The organism is Flavobacterium sp., from assembly GCF_035760125.1.
Taxonomy (GTDB): Bacteria; Bacteroidota; Bacteroidia; order Flavobacteriales; family Flavobacteriaceae; genus Flavobacterium.
Genome location: NZ_DASTTN010000452.1, coordinates 1 through 18,835 on the forward strand (window position 1 = coordinate 1; position 18,835 = coordinate 18,835).

Consider the following 18,835-nt stretch of genomic DNA (forward strand, 5'->3'; position numbering starts at 1 on the left):
ACCTATTATTTTATTATTAATTATGCAATATGTGAAAATATTGAATTGTTATATATTGAACTGTTTTGTTAATAATAATAATAAGTATTTTTAAATTTTTTATTGATAATTAAAAAATATGTGTAATTTGGCGCCACTAACTTACTAAAATTTGCCATATGAGATTGTATTTACTTTTTTTAACATTATTCTTTTGCAGCATATCTTTTGCGCAAAATTCTATTAAAGGTGTTGTTACTGATGAAAATAATCAGCCTATTCCAGGAGCTAGTATTAAAGTATCTGGATCGAATGAGGGGGCAACTTCTGATTATGACGGTTCTTTTGTTTTGAATACTAAACAAGCGCCTCCTTTTTATATTGACGTTACTGCAGTTGGGCATTCTTCTTCCAATGTAAATGTAGGATCAGTATCTCAAAAAATTCGAGTACAACTAAATTCGGAAGAGACAAAATTAAATGAAATTGTAGTTTCTGCTTCAAGAGCGCCCGAAAGAGTTCTTCAATCACCTGTTACGATTGAAAGAATGGGAATTGCGCAAGTGAAAAGTACTACTGCACCAACTTTCTATGATGGTTTGGAAAATTTAAAAGAAGTGCAATTCAATACCAGTAGTATTTCATTCAAAACAGTTAATACAAGAGGATTTGCTGCTGTTGGTAATACTCGTTTTATGCAGTTGGTAGATGGTATGGATAATTCGTCACCTGCATTGAACTTTGTTTTGGGTAACTTAATTGGTCTTTCAGATTTAGATGTGGCTAGTGTAGAGCTTTTGCCTGGAGCATCTTCAGCATTATATGGAGCGAATGCATTTAATGGTATTTTGTTTATGAATAGCAAAAGTCCTTTTGTTTATCAAGGAATTAGTTCTTACGTGAAATATGGTCAAACTTCTCAAGATGCGGCGGGAACAAATGATTATTTTGATATGGGTATAAGAGCAGCTACTGCTTTTAGCAAGCATTTTGCGGTTAAGGCTAACTTCAATTACATGAAGGCTACAGAGTGGATTGCTAATGATCAAAGAAGTATGACGGGTGGTTCGATTGGACACGACGGAAATCAAAACTATGATGGATTGAATTTGTATGGAGATGAGGCTAGTACTTTTATTGCAAATGTTGGTCAAGTGAGTAGAACCGGATATCGTGAGCAAGATTTAACAGATAACAAAGTGCATAGTGTTAAGGCTGATTTCTCTTTAAATTTTAAACCTTGGGAAAATGATACTGAGATTATTCTTCAATACAAATTAGGCTTAGGGAGTACAATATATCAAGGAGCAAATAGATATGCGTTGGATGATTTCTTTATGAGTCAAATTAAATTGGAGGCAAAAGGGAAAAACTTTTTTGTAAGAGCCTATCGTTCTGCTGAAGACGCTGGAAATTCTTATGATATGCGTTTTGCTGGATTGAACGTAAATAGAGCAGCTAAGTCAGATATAAACTGGTTTACGGATTATGGTAAATCTTTTCAGTTATCGGAAGCAATATTGGGGCTAAATGCAAATGATGCTGCCAATTATGCCAGAAATTTTGCGGATAATAATCTTTCGCCAGGTTTGGGATTGATACCAAATAGTAATGTAACAAATGGGGTTCTTGATCCAAGGGGAGCGAGATTTGCTGTTGGTACTCCAGAGTATAATAGTGCATTAGGGTCAATTGTGAGTAATCCAGATTTTACTCAAGGAGCAAAATTTATTGATCATTCAAAAATATATCATGCAGATGCAAATTATAATTTTAAAGACATGATAAAATTTGCGGAAATCCAAGTTGGAGGTTCTGCGCGTCAATATGAGATGAACTCTGAAGGTACTATTTTCACAGATTATGATGGTCCTATCCGTTATAATGAATTTGGAGCTTATGCACAAGGATCTAAATTGTTTATGGAAGATCGTTTGAAATTGGTTGCTTCTATACGTTATGACAAAAGCCAGAATTTTGACGGAAAAGTTTCTCCAAGAGTTTCATTTGTTTACTCTGCAGGTGCTAATAAAACGCACAATTTTAGAGCGTCTTACCAAACGGGTTTTAGAAATCCAACCACGCAAGATCAATACATAGGATTGGATTTAGGGCCGTATGCTTTAATAGGATCTGCACCTGAAAATTTAAATCGTTATTCGGAAACTTTTAATGTAAGTGCTTCAGGACAGGCATTGCCAGGTGTTGATCCTACGGTTACAATGAATGGTCAAAATGCTTATCACAATTCTTACACTTTAACTTCTGTTCAGGCTTTTGGAGCTGCAATTGCTGCAAATCCATCAAATGTTCCTGCAGCTGCAGCATTGTTGCAAGTGGCTAATGTGAATTTAGTGAAGCCTGAGGAGGTTCATGCTTTTGAAGTGGGCTATCGTACCGTTATCAATAATGATTTATCTATTGATTTAAATGGATACTATAATATCTATAATAATTTCTTGAATACGGCTAGAGTAGTTGGGCCTTATTATGGAAAAGTAGGAGCAGATTTCACAAACCCTGAAACGGCAATGACATTAGCGGCTCTTTCATATGGAGACCGAAGAGTGTATCAAGTGTATACAAATACAGATGCAGATGTTTCTTCTCTTGGTTTCGGTGTTGGTTTGTCTAAAAAAGTATACAAAGATTTTGAAGTAGGTGTGAATTATAATTATGCACAACTTGATTTTGATCAATCTCAAGATCCTGGATTTGTAACTGGATTTAATACGCCAAAACATAAAGTGAAAGGTTCGATTGGAAATTCGAAATTGTTCAAGAATTTTGGATTCAATGCTAATGTAAGATGGAATACAGAATATTTATGGCAATCTTCATTTGCTGATGGAATGATTCAGGAAACAACTGTTTTTGATGCACAAATAAATTATAGTATACCAAAATTGAAGTCTATTTTGAAATTGGGAGCTACCAATATTGGAGGTAAAGATTATATCCAAGTGATTGGTTCGGGAGCTATTGGTCAACAATGGTTTGCTTCATTGACAATTAATCCATAATTAAAAAGACAAGACAAAAACTTAAAAATACACAGTGTATGATAAAAAATTTCAAATGGCTACTATTGGTTTCTTTAAGCTTTGTAGCATGCAATAATAATGATGATGATTCGACAACACCTGCAGAAGTTCCTGTTACGCCAGGGTCGGCTGTCTTAACTAAATATGTTGCATTGGGGGATTCCTTTGCAGCGGGATATAGTGATGGAGCTCTTTTTAAAGCGGGTCAGGCAAATTCGTATGTGAATATATTGGCACAACAATTTATACCTGCTGGTGGGGTAGCTGCTACTAATCCTTTTATGCTTGATAATTTAGGGGGGTTTTCAAATGGAAGTGTTCAAATTTCAAAATTCCCAACCAGGCTTGTTTTTAATGGTAAGGCTCCTGTTAATGTACCTGGAGTTTCGGCAACAAGTATTTTTTCTCGTTTGTCTGGGCAATTTACCAATATGGGTATTCCAGGAGCTAAAAGTTATCACTTAATAGCGCCGAAATATGGAGATATTAGTGGGGTTTTTGCTTCACCAGCTACAGCAAATCCTTATTTTACAAGGTTTGCGTCATCTATAGATGCTTCGGTTTTGGGAGATGCTTTGGCTCAAAGTCCTACGTTTTTCTCTTTGTGGATAGGTGGTAATGATGTTTTGGGCTATGCGACAACTGGAGGAGATGGAACTGATGCCATAACTCCTACTGCTACTTTTGACTTTGCATATAATACTCTAGCTACTAAATTGACGGCAAAAGGAGCTAAAGGTGTGGTTGCTAATTTGCCATATGTGACAACATTGCCTTATTTTACTACAGTTCCTTTTAATCCACTTACTTCAAGCTTGTTGGGTGGTGGCAATGTTTCAGTAGGAGATGCTACAATCGCGGCTTTAAATGCGCAATTGTATGGTCCTTTAAAACAAGCTTTAACGGCTTTTGGTGCTGGAGACAGGATTAATTTATTATCAACAACTGGAGCTAATCCTTTGTTGATTTCAGATGAAAAACTGCCTAATTTATCAGTACAATTAACGATGGCTTTTACACCAATATTAGGTGCAGAAAAAGCTGCTGCTTATGGTTTAGTTTTTGGTCAGGCAAGACAAGCTACAAAGGCTGACTTGGTATTGTTGACTACAAGAGGAGCTATTGGTGGTGCTACAGGATATCCTGCCCCACTTGATAAATTCGGAATAACCTTTCCATTATTGGACAAACACGTTTTAATTGCGTCTGAAACTGAAGAGGTTAAAATCGCTACAGATGCTTATAATATTACTATAGCTGCAATAGCCGAATCAAAAGGGTTGGCATTTGTTGATGCCAAATCAGCTATGGCGCAATTAGCAACAACAGGAGTTCGTTTTGGAAATTTTCAAATGACTGCGTCCTATGTTACAGGAGGTGCCTTTTCATTAGATGGTGTTCATCCAAGTCCAAGGGGATATGCTTATATTGCTAATCTTTTTGTGAATGCTATAAATGCTAAATACGGTGCGACTTTAAGAAACGTGGATTTGTCTCAATATCAAATTCAGTATCCTGCAACTATACAATAATTTTAATTTACAATAGTTACCGAAACCACCCGTTTATGACGCGGTGGTTTTTTTATTTTTTGGCAAAGAAAGAGGTGTTTTGATAGTTTGAAACTGCTTAATAATCAATTCGATAAAAATTTAGCTTTTTTTATAAAAAAAAATATTGATTTTATATTTTAAAAAATTATCTTTGCACTCTGAAAAAAGTATCCATTCGATGAGATTCGATGGACTGTATTTCATAAACCTAAATAGCTATTTAATAAACACATAAGTAATGTCAAAAGTAATAGGAAAAGTTGCCCAAATCATTGGACCAGTAGTCGATGTAGTTTTCAACGGAAAAGATGTTGAACTTCCAAAAATTTATGATTCATTAGAAATCACAAAAAAAGACGGAACGTTATTAGTTCTAGAAGTACAATCTCACATCGGTGAAAACACTGTTCGTACCATTTCGATGGATTCAACAGACGGTTTGAGCAGAGGTTATGAAGTAGTTGGAACAGGAAATCCTATCAAAATGCCAATTGGGGCCGATGTTTACGGTCGTTTGTTTAATGTAATTGGTGATGCTATTGACGGTTTGCCTGCTTTGCCTAAAACAGGTGAAAACGGAACTCCAATTCACAAGCAAGCGCCAAAATTTGAAGATTTATCTACATCTTCTGAAGTTTTATTTACAGGTATTAAAGTAATCGATTTGATTGAGCCTTATTCAAAAGGGGGTAAAATTGGATTGTTTGGTGGTGCTGGAGTAGGTAAGACAGTATTGATTCAGGAGTTGATTAACAATATTGCAAAAGGTCACGGTGGACTTTCTGTATTCGCAGGAGTAGGAGAAAGAACACGTGAAGGGAATGACTTACTTCGTGAGATGTTGGAGTCAGGAATTATTAAATACGGTGAGGAATTCATGCACTCTATGGAAAATGGAGGATGGGATTTATCTAAAGTAGATTTACCTGGAATGAGAGAGTCTAAAGCTACTTTCGTTTTCGGACAAATGAATGAGCCTCCAGGAGCTCGTGCTCGTGTGGCACTTTCTGGATTGTCTATCGCTGAATATTTCCGTGATGGTGCAGGTTCCGATCAAGGAAAAGACGTATTGTTCTTTGTTGATAATATCTTCCGTTTTACACAAGCAGGTTCTGAGGTTTCGGCTCTTTTAGGTCGTATGCCTTCTGCTGTAGGTTACCAACCAACATTGGCAACAGAAATGGGTGCGATGCAAGAACGTATTACATCAACAAACAAAGGTTCTATTACATCTGTACAAGCGGTTTACGTTCCTGCGGATGACTTAACTGACCCGGCGCCAGCAACAACGTTTGCTCACCTTGATGCTACTACTGTATTGTCTCGTAAAATTGCTGAGTTAGGTATCTATCCTGCAGTAGATCCATTGGATTCTACTTCAAGAATTTTAGCTCCTCACATTATCGGTAATGAGCATTATGACTGTGCACAAAGAGTAAAAGAAATTCTTCAAAAATACAAACAATTGCAGGATATCATCGCGATTCTAGGTATGGAAGAGTTATCAGAAGATGATAAATTAGCAGTATCAAGAGCTAGACGTGTACAACGTTTCTTGTCTCAACCTTTCCACGTTGCTGAGCAATTTACTGGATTAAAAGGTGTTTTAGTTGATATCAAAGATACTATCAAAGGATTTAACATGATTATTGATGGTGAATTAGATCACTTGCCAGAATCAGCTTTCAACCTTAAAGGTACTATTGAAGAAGCTATCGAAGCTGGAGAAAAAATGTTGGCAGAAGCGTAATTGGTTGCTAGTTGCTAGTTGTCAGTTGTTAGAAACAACCACCAACCATCAACCATCAACTATTAACTAAATAATTATGATTTTAGAAATAGTATCACCAGAAGCGAAATTATTTTCAGGAGAAATCACTTCTATTTCTGTTCCAGGAGTAGATGGTCGTTTTCAAATGTTGAATAACCACGCGCCAATAGTTTCATTGTTGCAAAAAGGGACGGTTAATATTACTGCTCCAAGTTTTGATTTAAACGAAGAAACTGCAAGTTTATTTACCAAAATAAATGATCAAAATTATACTTTAGAGATTGCCTCTGGTACTCTTGAGTTAAAAGATAATAAAGTAATTGTTTTAGCAGACTAAGACAATTCTGTTTTTAAATGAAAATGCCTGACGAAAGTCTGGCATTTTTTTGTTTAAAAAAATTTGAAGTTTACGTCTTTTTAATAAAACGAACTCAAATAAATTATCAAATTTATTTTTTAACTGCTCCGGGAGGAAAACTTGCCATAATGCTTTTTACGGAACTATTAATAAATTCTTCGGGATTGTCCGGTTTGTTGTCAATTTCGGCATTACCAATTCCTTGCCAAACTAGTTTACCGGTTTTTGTGGATACAATATCAATCACTAGGGAGCCATCAACATAATCATAGGTGTTAAATGTTGTTGAGCCAGCTCCGATAGCACCACCTCCCCAATATCCGTAGGGGCGATACATACCACCATAACCGTAGAAATTAGAATTGGCAGTAACCTATGTTTTGTTTTTTAAAATAGCTACTGCATTTATTTTTAAGTCGGGATTGTCACGTGTTTCTTTAAAACCTTTAGCAGTCATTTCTGCGATAATTGCTTTTGTAACCCGATCAACGTTTAATTGGTTTACTTGACCTTTCTGTGCACTTAAATCAAAAGTTGCAAAAGTTTTGAATTCGCTAAAGTTAACCTCATGGTCGTAATCATTTGTTACTTTTACTGTTGGTCCACATCCATAAATTAATCCCAAAAACAACATTGAGATTATACCTAACGTTCTTTTTTTAATGTTCATTTTAGTAAATGTTTAGAGTTAATAATCATTTTTGTTAAATATAAAAGAAGAAGAAGTTTGCTTTTGCCGAATGTCTATCAAAAAACGTGTTATTCGAACGGTTTTAACTTGAAAATTTGGTGACTATGGAATTTTAATTGATTTCCTTATTTGTCTGCAAAAACCTTTTTCCAGTCTTCTTTAATATTAATTACATGCCATTTGTTTTTTGTTGCTGTATTTAATGATAAGTTATCTTTTTCTTTATAACTGTATTCTCTGATAGAATCATTATGGTTAACTAATAATTGAAATGAAGGATATTTATTTCCTTGAGAATATTTTAGCATAGCGATATCACCAGCTCCGCCCTCATTTCCGCAGGCAAAAACTGGTCGTTTTCCGATATGCAATTGTATCCCAACTGGTTTTCCTTCTTTGTCATTGAAATGATCCAAAGCAGGTTCTCTTTGAATTGCATTTTTGGCATCATCAAATTTATATTTGAAAGAAGTTCCTACCACCTGATCTTTTGAAATTCCATAAAAATCATCTGATATAGCACGTACTAATTCGATGGTTCCACCTGTAACGATATAAGTCTTAAAGCGATTGGTGCGTAAATAATTCAATAATTCCAATTGTGGTTGGTATCTGATTTGCTTTAATGGAACATTTTTTTCAGGATATTTGGCATCAGCTAAAAATTCTTTTACAGAACTTTCAAATTCATCCTCAGTCATTCCGGTATGTGTTACGGCTACCAATTCGATAAGGGCTTTATCTCCACCTTTTTCAAAAAACGTTTTGTCTTTTTCTATAACGGCTTTGAAAGGCTGTTTTTGTGCCAAAGCGGGATTTTCCTCGACCATTTTTTTTACACGGTAGAAGGCGAATAATTCCTGTACATAAGGCTTTTCAGCCCAAAGCGTTCCGTCGTTATCAAACGTGGCAATTCTGTCTTCAATAGGGATAAAATCAGGTGTTCCTTCTTTAGTTACTTTTTCAACATAGGCAATAATATCACTCTTTAGCGTTCCTTCATTCCAGCTTGGCAGCGGATCTCCATCAGTAGCAAATGTTTCTGTTGGATTTGAAGCGGAAGTGTTGGTTATATGTTCTGTTTTATTTTTGCAGGAAACCAGTACGAATAAAAACAGAAGCAGTGTATAGATTTTCTTATTCATAATGATACTTTTTTAAATTAATAGAGCCTGAATTAGATATAACCCAAGCTCTATTTGTAGCTTATTTTTTATTAGGAGTAGATTGAGCTCCTTTGAGTGCTTTTTGTAGCTTAATCTGATCAAGAGTTTCTTCCATAATTGTAGTTGGAGAAAAACTTGGAGGAATAGAACGTGGTGGGTATTCTTTGAATGTTTCGGCAAATTTCATAACCTCTACGTTCATTCCATAAACTGTACCTACGTGGTTAATTATCCAATTCCAATAAGTATTAGAAGTAAAGTCAGCTCTTTCAAAAGGATTCATCATTATGTTGAATATTTTTTGTAATCTTAGTTTAGTAAAAGGTTCTGCCCATAATCCCATTGTTCCTTGCATTCGTTGTTCTGCAAAAACATATTTGTAATCACCTTGACGCATGCCAACAAGTAAAGCATCATCGTCAGAATAGAAAAATTTATCTCTGGCACTATTTGGAGAAGTTCCTTTTAAATAAGCGGATTGATCATAACCGTCTAAATGTACATTATAGGTAATACCATTGGCTTTGTATCCTTTTAATAATTTGTTTTTTAAATCTAGTTCGCCTGCAATAGCTGCAAATGTTGGTAGCCAATCATTATGACTTACTATTTCATTAGAAACGGTACCTGGCTTAATAACACCAGGCCAACGTACTAAGCATGGAACTCTAAAGGCACCCTCCCAGTTGGTATTTTTCTCAGAACGGAACGGAGTAGTTCCTCCATCAGGCCAAGTGTTCGTGTGTGGTCCATTGTCTGTAGAATAGATAACGATTGTGTTATCAGCAATTCCTAAATCGTCTAAAACTTTTAAAAGTTCGCCAACAGTTAAATCGTGTTCAATCATACCGTCAATGTATTCGCTGTCGCCATGTGTGTATTTTCCTCTGTGTTCTGCTCTTACGTGAGTACGCAAGTGCATACGGGTTCCGTTCCACCAAACAAAAAATGGTTTTCCTGCCGCATTTTGTCTTTTGATAAAATCAATGGCAGCAGCTACAGTTTCGTCGTCGATAGTTTCCATTCTCTTTTTCGTAAGAGCTCCGGTATCTTCAATTTTTTGTTTTCCAACTTTTCCAAAACGAGCATCTGGAATGCTAGGGTCATCTACATTGGTAGCTGTGCATTTTAGCACACCTCTTGGTCCAAATTTGGCCAAATAAGCTGGATCTTTAGGATAATCCGGTAATTCTGGTTCTTCTTCTGCATTTAAATGATAAAGATTTCCAAAAAATTCATCAAAACCGTTTACAGTAGGTAAACTTTCGTTACGATCGCCTAAGTGATTTTTACCAAATTGGGCTGTAGCATAACCTAAGTTTTTCATAATTCCGCCAATAGATGGATCTAATTGACTCATTCCCATTGGAGCTCCTGGGAACCCTACTTTGGTTAAACCTGTACGTATACCGTGTTGACCTGTTGCAAATGCTGCGCGACCTGCTGTACAGCTTTGTTCGGCATAATACTGCTGAAACATTACCCCTTCTTTAGCCACACGATCAATATTGGGTGTTGTATAACCCATTAATCCATTGCTGTAAGCGCTGATGTTAGTAGTGCCGATATCATCACCCCAAATAACCAGGATGTTTGGTTTTTTTTGCGCCGAAATAGTACTGATTGAAATTAGCAGTAATGCCAATAAAAAATTTGATCTTTTCATAAAATGAGCATTTAAAAGGTTGGACTATTATTGAATTATTGGTTAAACTTTTAAATAAAAGGCATTTGCATGCATCACTACTGTGCTCAATCTCACAGCGGTTGATTAAATTTGGACGCAATAGAACAGACAAACCCAAATGAAATATGTTGTTCTCTAATTAATAATAGTGGATTAATTGTTTTTGGCTGACTGTGGTAGCATCAGATAGAAAAGAGGCGTGGGATGATTTCTTTATCTTGTGTTTTATAAATTAGTAAAAGCAATACTGAAATAATAAGATCAAGGGTACTCAAAGATATTATTTTTTTGAATAAAAATTCATACAATTCATAAAAAAATAAATATTTATAGCCTGATTGTTAGTGAATTGTGATGTAATGGAGATTTTACTTAACAATAAGTTTAAATTATTGGAGACTGAAAGAGAAAGCTATTTTTTTTTACAATAGATTCCTTTGCCTGCTTTTTTAAATATTTGGGAGATGTAGGAGTAGTTTGCTGTATTTTTATCTAGTTTTTTTGCAACTTGCAGTTTAGTAGTTAATTAAATATTGAGTCTATAGAAGTTTGACCGATTATTTTTTTAACTTTACCTTATGAGTTTTTAGGTGTATTGATAATTTAAATTTTAGAAGATGAAAAATAATAAATTTTTAGTATTTCTTTTTTTATTAATTAGCGCTATAGGTTTTTCTCAGGTATACACCAATAAAGTGGTGGGTAAAAAAAACGCAGCTCTCTTAGATAGTCTTAAAGTAGTTGAATATCCCTATTCTTTGCCTATATGGGGGGAAAAGGCTACGAAAAAAGGCTATCAATTGCCTTACTCTGCCGGACTTTCAATAAACTACTTTTGGCAAGAATCAGATTTGACGATAAAGAATTTAGAAGTTGGTTTCAATAATGGGCCAATGTACAATTTGGATCAAATAATACGTTTTAATAAAGCTGTAGCAACCGGATATGCAGTCAACGTTAGGCCTGATATCTGGTTATTTCCTTTTTTGAATGTATATGGTATTTTTGGAAAAGCAAAAATGTCCACAACGATTGATGCAGGAGTTTGGGTTCCAGATGAGGATAATAATTGGTCGCAAATCACGTCATTTAATACTAAAGCTGATTTTGAAGGTACTACATTTGGACTGGGTATGACTCCAACTATTGGAATTGGAGGGGGTTGGCTTGCATTGGATATGAATGTGGCATGGACTGATATTAGTGCCCTTGATAAACCAGCGCTTAGTTTTGTTTTTGGTCCAAGATTGGGTAAAACGTTTAAATTTAATAAACCAGAAAGTAACATTGCGGTTTGGGCCGGTGGATTTAGAGTGCATTTAAAAAGTGGCACAAATGGTTCATTGGCTTTGTCAGATGTATTACCGCTTGATGGTGCGCAGGCCAAAGTGGATCAAGGATTGGCGACTGTAAATGAAAAACAAACCCAAGTGGATGATTGGTGGAATGGATTGTCCAACGCCGAACAGACGAAACCATCCAATAAGGCTAAGTACCAAACGGCTAATAAAGCATTAGATACGGCTGGAAATTTGTTGAATGGAATTGATGGCGCTTTAAGTACTGCCGAATCGTCTACTGTACAATATTCTTTAGAAAAAGCTCCTAAAGACAAGTGGAATTTTATCGTAGGAACCCAATATCAATACAATAGACATTTTATGCTGCGTGCAGAATGTGGTTTTTTAGGAACCCGTACTCAGTTTATGACAAGTCTTCAATACCGTTTTGGATTATAGTTTTTGAAATATAATAAATGAATTATAAGTTGGTTTCAATAAAATTGATAATCTCAACACATGAAAAAAGGTCTATTCTTCATTGCATTGTTTTTCAGTTTTCATATCGCTCAATCCCAAGTTTTAATGTCCCTGATTTTTGGGGATAAATTGAATTCCCCAAAGATTGAATTTGGATTGGAAGGTGGTGCCAATTTTTCGACTATTTCGAATCTGGATGATGCAGACTATAGAACCGATTTCAATTTAGGTTTTTATTTCGATTTCAATTTGAAAAACCCTTCTTGGATTTTCAATACAGGGGTAATCGTAAAATCGACTATGGGAGCCAATGGAATTGCTGTTTATTCATTGAATGACGAAAAATTAGATGCTGTATTTGCCGAAGGCTCCATTAAAAGAAAGATACAGTATTTTAATGTGCCTTTAATGATTAAATATAAGTTTGACAATAATATTTATGTTAAAGCAGGCACTCAATTGGGTTTGTTGTCAAGAGCGGTTGATATTTTTCATCAAAATTATTATGGTGATGATGTAAAATATGAAAATAAAATACGAGATAAAATTCATGTTATCGATGCCGGTTTAGCAGTTGGTTTGGGGTATCGATTAAAAGCGGGTAGCGGAATCAATCTTGGACTGCAATATTACTATGGATTGGTGCCGCTTCTTAAAGGTGATGAAAGTCCCAATCAATACAATCGCTCGCTTTATGTAACTGCCGGGCTGCCTATCGGAAAAGGAAAAGCGGCTAAAAGAGCGGCCGAAAAGAAAGCTGCTGAAAAGAAAGCATTGGAAGAGGGAGGTTCTTTGCCCAAAAATTAAGTTGGTTTTCACATACTGATAATGTTTAAATTTTGGAAATGTTGTATCGCTATTCTTTTTTGTCATTAGGCATATGTATTCATAGCGATTTCATAACTTTGCTTTTATGAATTTTCCCAAAAATCTTACCGATAAACTAGAAAATCGAAAGCAAAATAAATCATTGCGGATTCTGCCGAAACCGAATGAATTAATCGATTTTGCTTCGAATGATTATATTGGTTTTTCAAAATCGGAAGTGATTTTCAATACTACCCATCAATTTTTATTGGATCACAACATAAAAAGAAATGGAGCCACAGGATCGCGATTAATTTCCGGTAATCACACTTTATATACTGATACCGAAAATTATATTGCTCAATTCCATCAATCGGAATCGACGTTGCTTTTTAATTCGGGCTATGATGCCAATGTTGGTTTCTTTAGTGCCGTTCCTCAAAAAGGTGATTTGATTTTGTACGATGAATTGTGCCACGCTTCCATTCGGGATGGGATACAATTGTCGAATGCCAAGGCTTATAAATTCAAACACAATGATTTTGAGAACTTGGAGCTATTGATCCAGCGTAATCCTAATACTTTAATTTACATCGTAACGGAAACTGTTTTTTCGATGGATGGTGATTGTCCAAATATGGATGAATTGATTGCCGTTTCTGAAAAATACAACTGTTATTTAGTGGTTGATGAAGCACATGCTTTGGGGGTTTTTGGAGAAAAAGGGGAAGGATTGATTCAGCATTTGCAATTGCAGGACAAAATATTTGCCCGAATTATGACTTTTGGCAAAGGTCTGGGCTGTCACGGTGCAGTGGTTTTGGGTTCGGATGAATTAAAATCGTATCTCGTTAATTTCGCTAGAAGTTTTATTTATACCACGGGGCTTTCTCCACATTCGGTAGCCACTATTTTAATGGGCTACCATCATTTAGAGAAAGATAAAAATGCTCTTGAATCACTTCGTGATAATATTGTCTTTTTTAATCAAGTAAAAAAAATGCAGTATTTGAGTCCGCTTTTTATTCGAAGTAAATCGGCTATCCAAAGTGTTATTATTCCAGGAAACGAAAAAGTAAAAAATATTGCCAATTCACTTCAACAAAATGGATTTGATGTGAAAGCGATACTCTCGCCTACAGTTCCAGAAGGGCAAGAACGATTGCGTTTTTGTTTGCACAACTATAATAGTAAAGAAGAAATGACCAAAGTATTGACGTTGTTGAGTACTTTTGTTTTTTAGCCACGGATAATACAGATATTACCGATTTACACAGATTTAATATGACAAATTTATTACACAAATCTATAACTGATGTAATTTTAAAAGTTTATTACGAAGTTTATAATGAACTTGGCGCTGGTTTTCTTGAAAAAGTATATCAAAACACAATGTATTTTGAATTATTAGGGAAAGGACATAAAGTTGAAGCTCAAAAGCCAATTAAAGTATATTTTAAAAAACAACTTGTTGGAGAGTATTATGCTGATTTAATAGTAGATGACAAAGTTATAGTTGAACTTAAAGCTTGTGAATTACTTATGAATGCTCATGTTGCTCAAACTATGAATTATTTAAAAGCAACAGAGATTGAAGTAGGCTTATTGTTGAATTTTGGAGAAGAACCAGAATTTAAAAGGTTTATCTATACAAATGATAGAAAAATTAATTTAAAAAATCAGTGATAATCCGTTCTATCTGTATTATCCGTGGCTAAAAATATATGAAATTATTTATTACAGGAATTTCTACCGATGTGGGCAAAACAATTGCCTCTGCTATTATTGTCGAAGCTCTAGAAGCCGATTACTGGAAACCCATTCAAGCTGGAGATGTTGATCATTCCGATAGTCATAAAGTCAAATCTTATATATCTAACAAAAGAACAATAATTCATCCAAATAGCTATTTGCTTAATACTCCAGCAAGTCCCCATCTTGCCGCCGCAATTGATGGAATTACAATTGATTTGAATAAGATTGAAGAGCCAAAAACCCAAAACCATTTAATTGTTGAAGGAGCTGGAGGTGTTTTTGTACCGTTGAATGATATGGACTGTGTTATTGATTTAATTCAACCCGACTATAAAGTGATTGTGGTCTCGAGACATTATTTAGGAAGTATCAATCATACCTTACTTACAATTGAATCATTGCATAATCGTAAAATAGCGATAGGAGGAATTGTTTTTTCTGGAGAAGAAAATAAAGCAACGGAATCTATTATTCTGAATAAAACAGGAATTAAATGTATTGGCAGAATTGAGCAAGAGCCCTATTTTGACCAAAATGTAATCAAAGAATATGCGGATCTATTTCGAAAAAATCTGTTGGAGCTTCAATAGTAATTTCAATATCAAAAATCAATTTCAATCTGGAATATAAAATTAAGAATCAAATGAGTTTAATCGAAAGAGACGGCCAGCATCTTTGGCATCCTTATACACAGCACAAAACGGCTGCACTTCCAATTGCTATCACCAAAGGGGAAGGCGCTTTGCTTTGGGACGAAAACAATAAGGAATATATTGACGCCATCGCTTCTTGGTGGGTTAATCCGTACGGGCATTCCAATAAATTTATTGCCGATGCGATTTACAAACAGCTGACCACATTGGAACATGTTTTGTTTGGCGGGTTTACACATGAGCCTGCCATCATCTTGGCCGAAAAATTATTGGCTATTTTGCCAACCAATCAAAAGAAAGTATTTTTTTCGGATAATGGATCTACATCTGTTGAAGTGGCAATCAAAGTAGCTTTGCAGTATTTTTATAATAAGGGCGAAAAGAGGACAACAATTATTGCTTTCGAAAATGCTTTTCATGGCGATACTTTTGCCGCTATGGCAGCCAGCGGAATATCGTTTTATACGCAAGCTTTTCAAGGAATGTTTATTGATGTTGTTCGGATTCCTGTTCCTGTGAAAGGTCAGGAACAATTAAGTTTTGATACGCTGCATGAAGTGATCAAAAACAATAACTGCGCAGGTTTTATTTTTGAACCCTTGGTGCAGGGTGCTGCCGGAATGGTGATGTACGAGCCCGAAGCATTGGACAAATTACTTCAAATTTGCCAAGAAAATAATGTGCTCACGATTGCCGATGAGGTGATGACAGGTTTCGGGAAAACCGGCAAAACCTTTGCCTGCGATTATTTAACGCAAAAACCAGATATGATGTGCTTGTCAAAAGCCTTGACAGGGGGGACCATTCCTATGGCGATTACGACTTTTACTTCAGCTCTTTTTGATGCTTTTTATGATGAAGATATCAATAAGGCGTTATTTCACGGTCATACTTTCACCGCAAATCCTACTGGTTGCGCTGCAGCTTTGGCTAGTTTGACTTTGTTGGAAACAGATGAAATACAATATAATTTAGTTCGAATCAATAAAAGCCATTTGGATTTCAAAAAAAGGATTGAAAATCATCCTATGGTTACAGCGACCCGAGTACTGGGAGTTATTTTTGCATTAGAAATAAAAACGGAAACTTCGGCTAGCTATTACGGAACCTTGCGCAACAGACTCTATGATTTTTTTATTGAAAATGGAGTGATTTTGCGCCCTGTTGGGAATATCGTTTATGTTTTGCCTCCTTATGTGATTACCGATGCACAATTGCAAAAAGTGTATGAAGTAGTCGAAAGTGCTTTGGAAATAGTGTAAAGTTATTTTGCGAAGGAGCGACAAAGAACCAAAAGTGATTTGAATTTATAATTGTAACAATTTGTTTCTTTCTGTTGTTATAAAATTGCAATCCTTTGTGAACTTTGAGTAAAACTTTGCGACCTTTGCGGTTAAATAAGAATAGAATATTTTGTCACAAATCATCTCCATAACAGCCATAGCTTCCATTTCGTCATTAGGAAATTCATCCCAAACGATTTGGAAAAATTATCTTTCGGAAAATCCTTGTTTCTCGACAGAATTTTTGGATCATCAAAATACGGCTGTTGCCGCCCTTGATGAAGATTCCAAGACAGAAGTTGAAGAATTGAGACAATCGGATATTAAATACAAAGCTTTAGATAAATCGGTATTGTTTGCGATGGTGGCTTCACGCAAAGCTATAGAAAAAGCAGGTTGGACAAAAGATGCTGAATTTGGAATCAACATTGGTTCTTCCCGTGGCGCAACCGACTTATTCGAAAAACATTTTCAGGAATATCTGGAAACGGGCAAAGCGCAGACTTTGGCTTCACCAACGACCACTTTGGGAAATATTTCTTCTTGGGTCGCACACGATTTACAAAGTGAAGGACCCGAGATTTCGCATTCCATTACTTGTTCTACTGCATTACATGCGGTACTCAATGGGGTAGCTTGGCTAAAAGCCGGTATGGCTGATAAATTTTTGGTTGGCGGAAGCGAAGCTCCTTTGACCGATTTTACCATTGGACAAATGAGAGCCTTGAAAATCTACTCCAGAAGCGAAGAAAAATACCCTAATAGAGCTTTGGATTTGGACAAAAAACAAAATACCATGATTTTGGGAGAAGGAGCAGGGGTGTGCTGTCTAGAAATTGGAAAAAAAGATAATGCCATTGCTTTTATTGAAGGTATTGGTTATGCGACCGAGATTTTGGAACACAACATTTCGATTTCGGCAGAAGCAACTTGTTTTCAGAAATCGATGAAAATGGCATTGGGAAATATTGATATTTCCGATGTTGATGCCATCGTAATGCATGCTCCCGGAACAATAAAAGGAGATTTGACCGAGTATAGAGCCATTGAAAAAATATTTGGGGATAGCTTGCCTTTATTGACTACCAATAAATGGAAAATTGGACACACTTTTGGTGCTTCGGGGATTTTGAGTATGGAAATGGCCATTTTGATGATGCAACACAATCAGTTCATTGGAGTCCCTTTTGCGAAAGCACAAAAACAAACGAACCCTATAAAAAAAGTTTTGGTCAATGCAGTTGGTTTTGGAGGTAATGCGGTGAGCGTACTTTTGAGTTTGTAAAAAATAATTTATTGATTAAAAAATTAATTTCCATTCTCTAACTCCTTTACCTTGTCATAGATTAGATTACTCTCAAATCCTCTGCGAAGCATAAAATCACAAAATTTTTTTCTTTTTTTGAGTGCATTAGTCTCAGCTATGGAATTCCAATTTCTTTCGGCGAGTTCCTCAAAATTGGTGATATATTCTTCAGGTTCAATTTCTTTTAGGGCAAGATTAATCAGGGTTTGATTGATTTTACGCATTTTCAGTTCGTTGGTAATTCGGATTTTTCCCCAATGTTTGATTCGGTGTTTTCCTCGGGCAAAACTACAGGCAAATCGAGCTTCGTTGAGAAAATTATGCTCAATAAGATGCACGATGACTTCGTCTATTTCATTCTGATCCAATTTCATACTCCACAGTTTGGAAACCACTTCCTCGTGACAGCGTTCTTGATAAGCACAATAATGTTCTATTTTTTGGATAGCATCTTTGAGGGAATAGACTTCTTTCATGTATTGGGTTTATTGCTGAAAATTGAAATTTAAGTTTTTTTATTTAATGAGAGAAATTTATTTTAAAAACATTGAACCCTGTTTTTTTTAATTTAGACATACGTTTCTTTCTTTTTTTTATAGGTTTAGTTTGTTGATATTCAGAAACTTTGCTATTCGGCGAGTATAAAAGTGCCTTGACGATTTAATTATTGATTTTTAATAGTATAATGTAACTTTAACATGATGCTGTTATTTTGACTAACAGAAAAGTTTTATTTCTCAACATAAAATTTTCAGTTATGAATACACTTTTACATAAATCGAGATTTTTTATTGTCTTTTTTTTATTTGTGGTTTCTGGAAACATAAAGGCCCAATGTTCTATTACAGGAAGCACTGTTAATGCTAATACTTTGGTTTGTGGAACTTCGCCGCTTACGGCTTGCAATGGTGTTTTAAATTTAGGGGATGGAATAACACCTTTGACTTTAGTTATGAATAGCGATTTAGATTTAACTTGCTTAGGGGCAATTCAAGTAAATGTTAATAAAGCGACTCTTGACT

15 protein-coding genes and 1 pseudogene are annotated in these 18,835 nt (G+C 35.4%); 12 read left to right on the top strand and 4 right to left on the bottom strand.

What is annotated here, in order from left to right:
• The first annotated feature begins 158 nt into the window (after window positions 1-158).
• The 4 genes from VFS71_RS15990 to VFS71_RS16005 all read left to right on the top strand — a co-directional run bounded on the left by VFS71_RS15990 (window position 159) and on the right by VFS71_RS16005 (window position 6,684).
• Window positions 159-3,002: a TonB-dependent receptor gene (locus tag VFS71_RS15990; protein WP_326402519.1), complete on the top strand. Its 2,844-nt coding sequence runs from the start codon at window positions 159-161 to the stop codon at window positions 3,000-3,002.
• A 38-nt stretch (window positions 3,003-3,040) separates the two neighbouring features.
• Complete coding sequence (locus VFS71_RS15995) at window positions 3,041-4,555, top strand: G-D-S-L family lipolytic protein (RefSeq protein ID WP_326402521.1); 1,515 nt, start codon at window positions 3,041-3,043, stop codon at window positions 4,553-4,555.
• Between the two features lie 259 nt (window positions 4,556-4,814).
• Window positions 4,815-6,326, top strand: coding sequence for a F0F1 ATP synthase subunit beta (gene atpD, locus VFS71_RS16000; RefSeq protein WP_326402523.1), 1,512 nt, complete (start codon window positions 4,815-4,817; stop codon window positions 6,324-6,326).
• A gap of 76 nt (window positions 6,327-6,402) precedes the next feature.
• Complete coding sequence (locus tag VFS71_RS16005; protein ID WP_326402525.1) at window positions 6,403-6,684, top strand: F0F1 ATP synthase subunit epsilon; 282 nt, start codon at window positions 6,403-6,405, stop codon at window positions 6,682-6,684.
• Window positions 6,685-6,796: 112 nt separating this feature from the next.
• On the opposite strand, the pseudogene VFS71_RS16010 reads toward VFS71_RS16005, so the two are convergent.
• The 3 genes and pseudogenes from VFS71_RS16010 to VFS71_RS16020 all read right to left on the bottom strand — a co-directional run bounded on the left by VFS71_RS16010 (window position 6,797) and on the right by VFS71_RS16020 (window position 10,228).
• A pseudogene (locus VFS71_RS16010) lies at window positions 6,797-7,375 on the bottom strand (DUF4136 domain-containing protein).
• A gap of 146 nt (window positions 7,376-7,521) precedes the next feature.
• A complete protein-coding gene (locus VFS71_RS16015; RefSeq protein WP_326402527.1) occupies window positions 7,522-8,541 on the bottom strand; it encodes an HAD family hydrolase in 1,020 nt (339 codons plus the stop codon).
• A gap of 61 nt (window positions 8,542-8,602) precedes the next feature.
• Entirely contained in the window at window positions 8,603-10,228 is a 1,626-nt protein-coding gene (locus VFS71_RS16020; RefSeq protein ID WP_326402528.1) for an arylsulfatase, read from the bottom strand.
• A 638-nt stretch (window positions 10,229-10,866) separates the two neighbouring features.
• Between VFS71_RS16020 and VFS71_RS16025 the strand changes: the two genes are divergently transcribed.
• The 7 genes from VFS71_RS16025 (at window position 10,867) to VFS71_RS16055 (ending at window position 17,792) form a co-directional block, all read left to right on the top strand.
• On the top strand, window positions 10,867-11,988 hold the full coding sequence (locus VFS71_RS16025) for a hypothetical protein (RefSeq protein WP_326402529.1): 1,122 nt from the start codon (window positions 10,867-10,869) through the stop codon (window positions 11,986-11,988).
• A 60-nt stretch (window positions 11,989-12,048) separates the two neighbouring features.
• Window positions 12,049-12,816: a porin family protein gene (locus VFS71_RS16030; protein ID WP_326402531.1), complete on the top strand. Its 768-nt coding sequence runs from the start codon at window positions 12,049-12,051 to the stop codon at window positions 12,814-12,816.
• 106 nt (window positions 12,817-12,922) lie between these two features.
• Window positions 12,923-14,059, top strand: a complete 1,137-nt coding sequence (locus VFS71_RS16035) for a pyridoxal phosphate-dependent aminotransferase family protein (RefSeq protein WP_326402533.1) — start codon at window positions 12,923-12,925, stop codon at window positions 14,057-14,059.
• 41 nt (window positions 14,060-14,100) lie between these two features.
• Complete coding sequence (locus VFS71_RS16040; RefSeq protein ID WP_326402534.1) at window positions 14,101-14,502, top strand: GxxExxY protein; 402 nt, start codon at window positions 14,101-14,103, stop codon at window positions 14,500-14,502.
• 38 nt (window positions 14,503-14,540) lie between these two features.
• Window positions 14,541-15,161, top strand: a complete 621-nt coding sequence (gene bioD / locus VFS71_RS16045; RefSeq protein ID WP_326402536.1) for a dethiobiotin synthase — start codon at window positions 14,541-14,543, stop codon at window positions 15,159-15,161.
• A 53-nt stretch (window positions 15,162-15,214) separates the two neighbouring features.
• On the top strand, window positions 15,215-16,486 hold the full coding sequence (gene bioA / locus VFS71_RS16050) for an adenosylmethionine--8-amino-7-oxononanoate transaminase (protein WP_326402538.1): 1,272 nt from the start codon (window positions 15,215-15,217) through the stop codon (window positions 16,484-16,486).
• Between the two features lie 151 nt (window positions 16,487-16,637).
• A complete protein-coding gene (locus VFS71_RS16055) occupies window positions 16,638-17,792 on the top strand; it encodes a beta-ketoacyl synthase N-terminal-like domain-containing protein (RefSeq protein WP_326402540.1) in 1,155 nt (384 codons plus the stop codon).
• Between the two features lie 23 nt (window positions 17,793-17,815).
• Here the strand turns inward: VFS71_RS16055 and VFS71_RS16060 are convergent, their stop codons facing one another.
• Window positions 17,816-18,289, bottom strand: coding sequence for a regulatory protein RecX (locus tag VFS71_RS16060; protein WP_326402542.1), 474 nt, complete (start codon window positions 18,287-18,289; stop codon window positions 17,816-17,818).
• Window positions 18,290-18,570: 281 nt separating this feature from the next.
• On the opposite strand from VFS71_RS16060, the gene VFS71_RS16065 reads away from it, so the two are divergent.
• The coding region (locus tag VFS71_RS16065; protein ID WP_326402544.1) for a hypothetical protein at window positions 18,571-18,835 on the top strand (265 nt) is incomplete at its 3' end.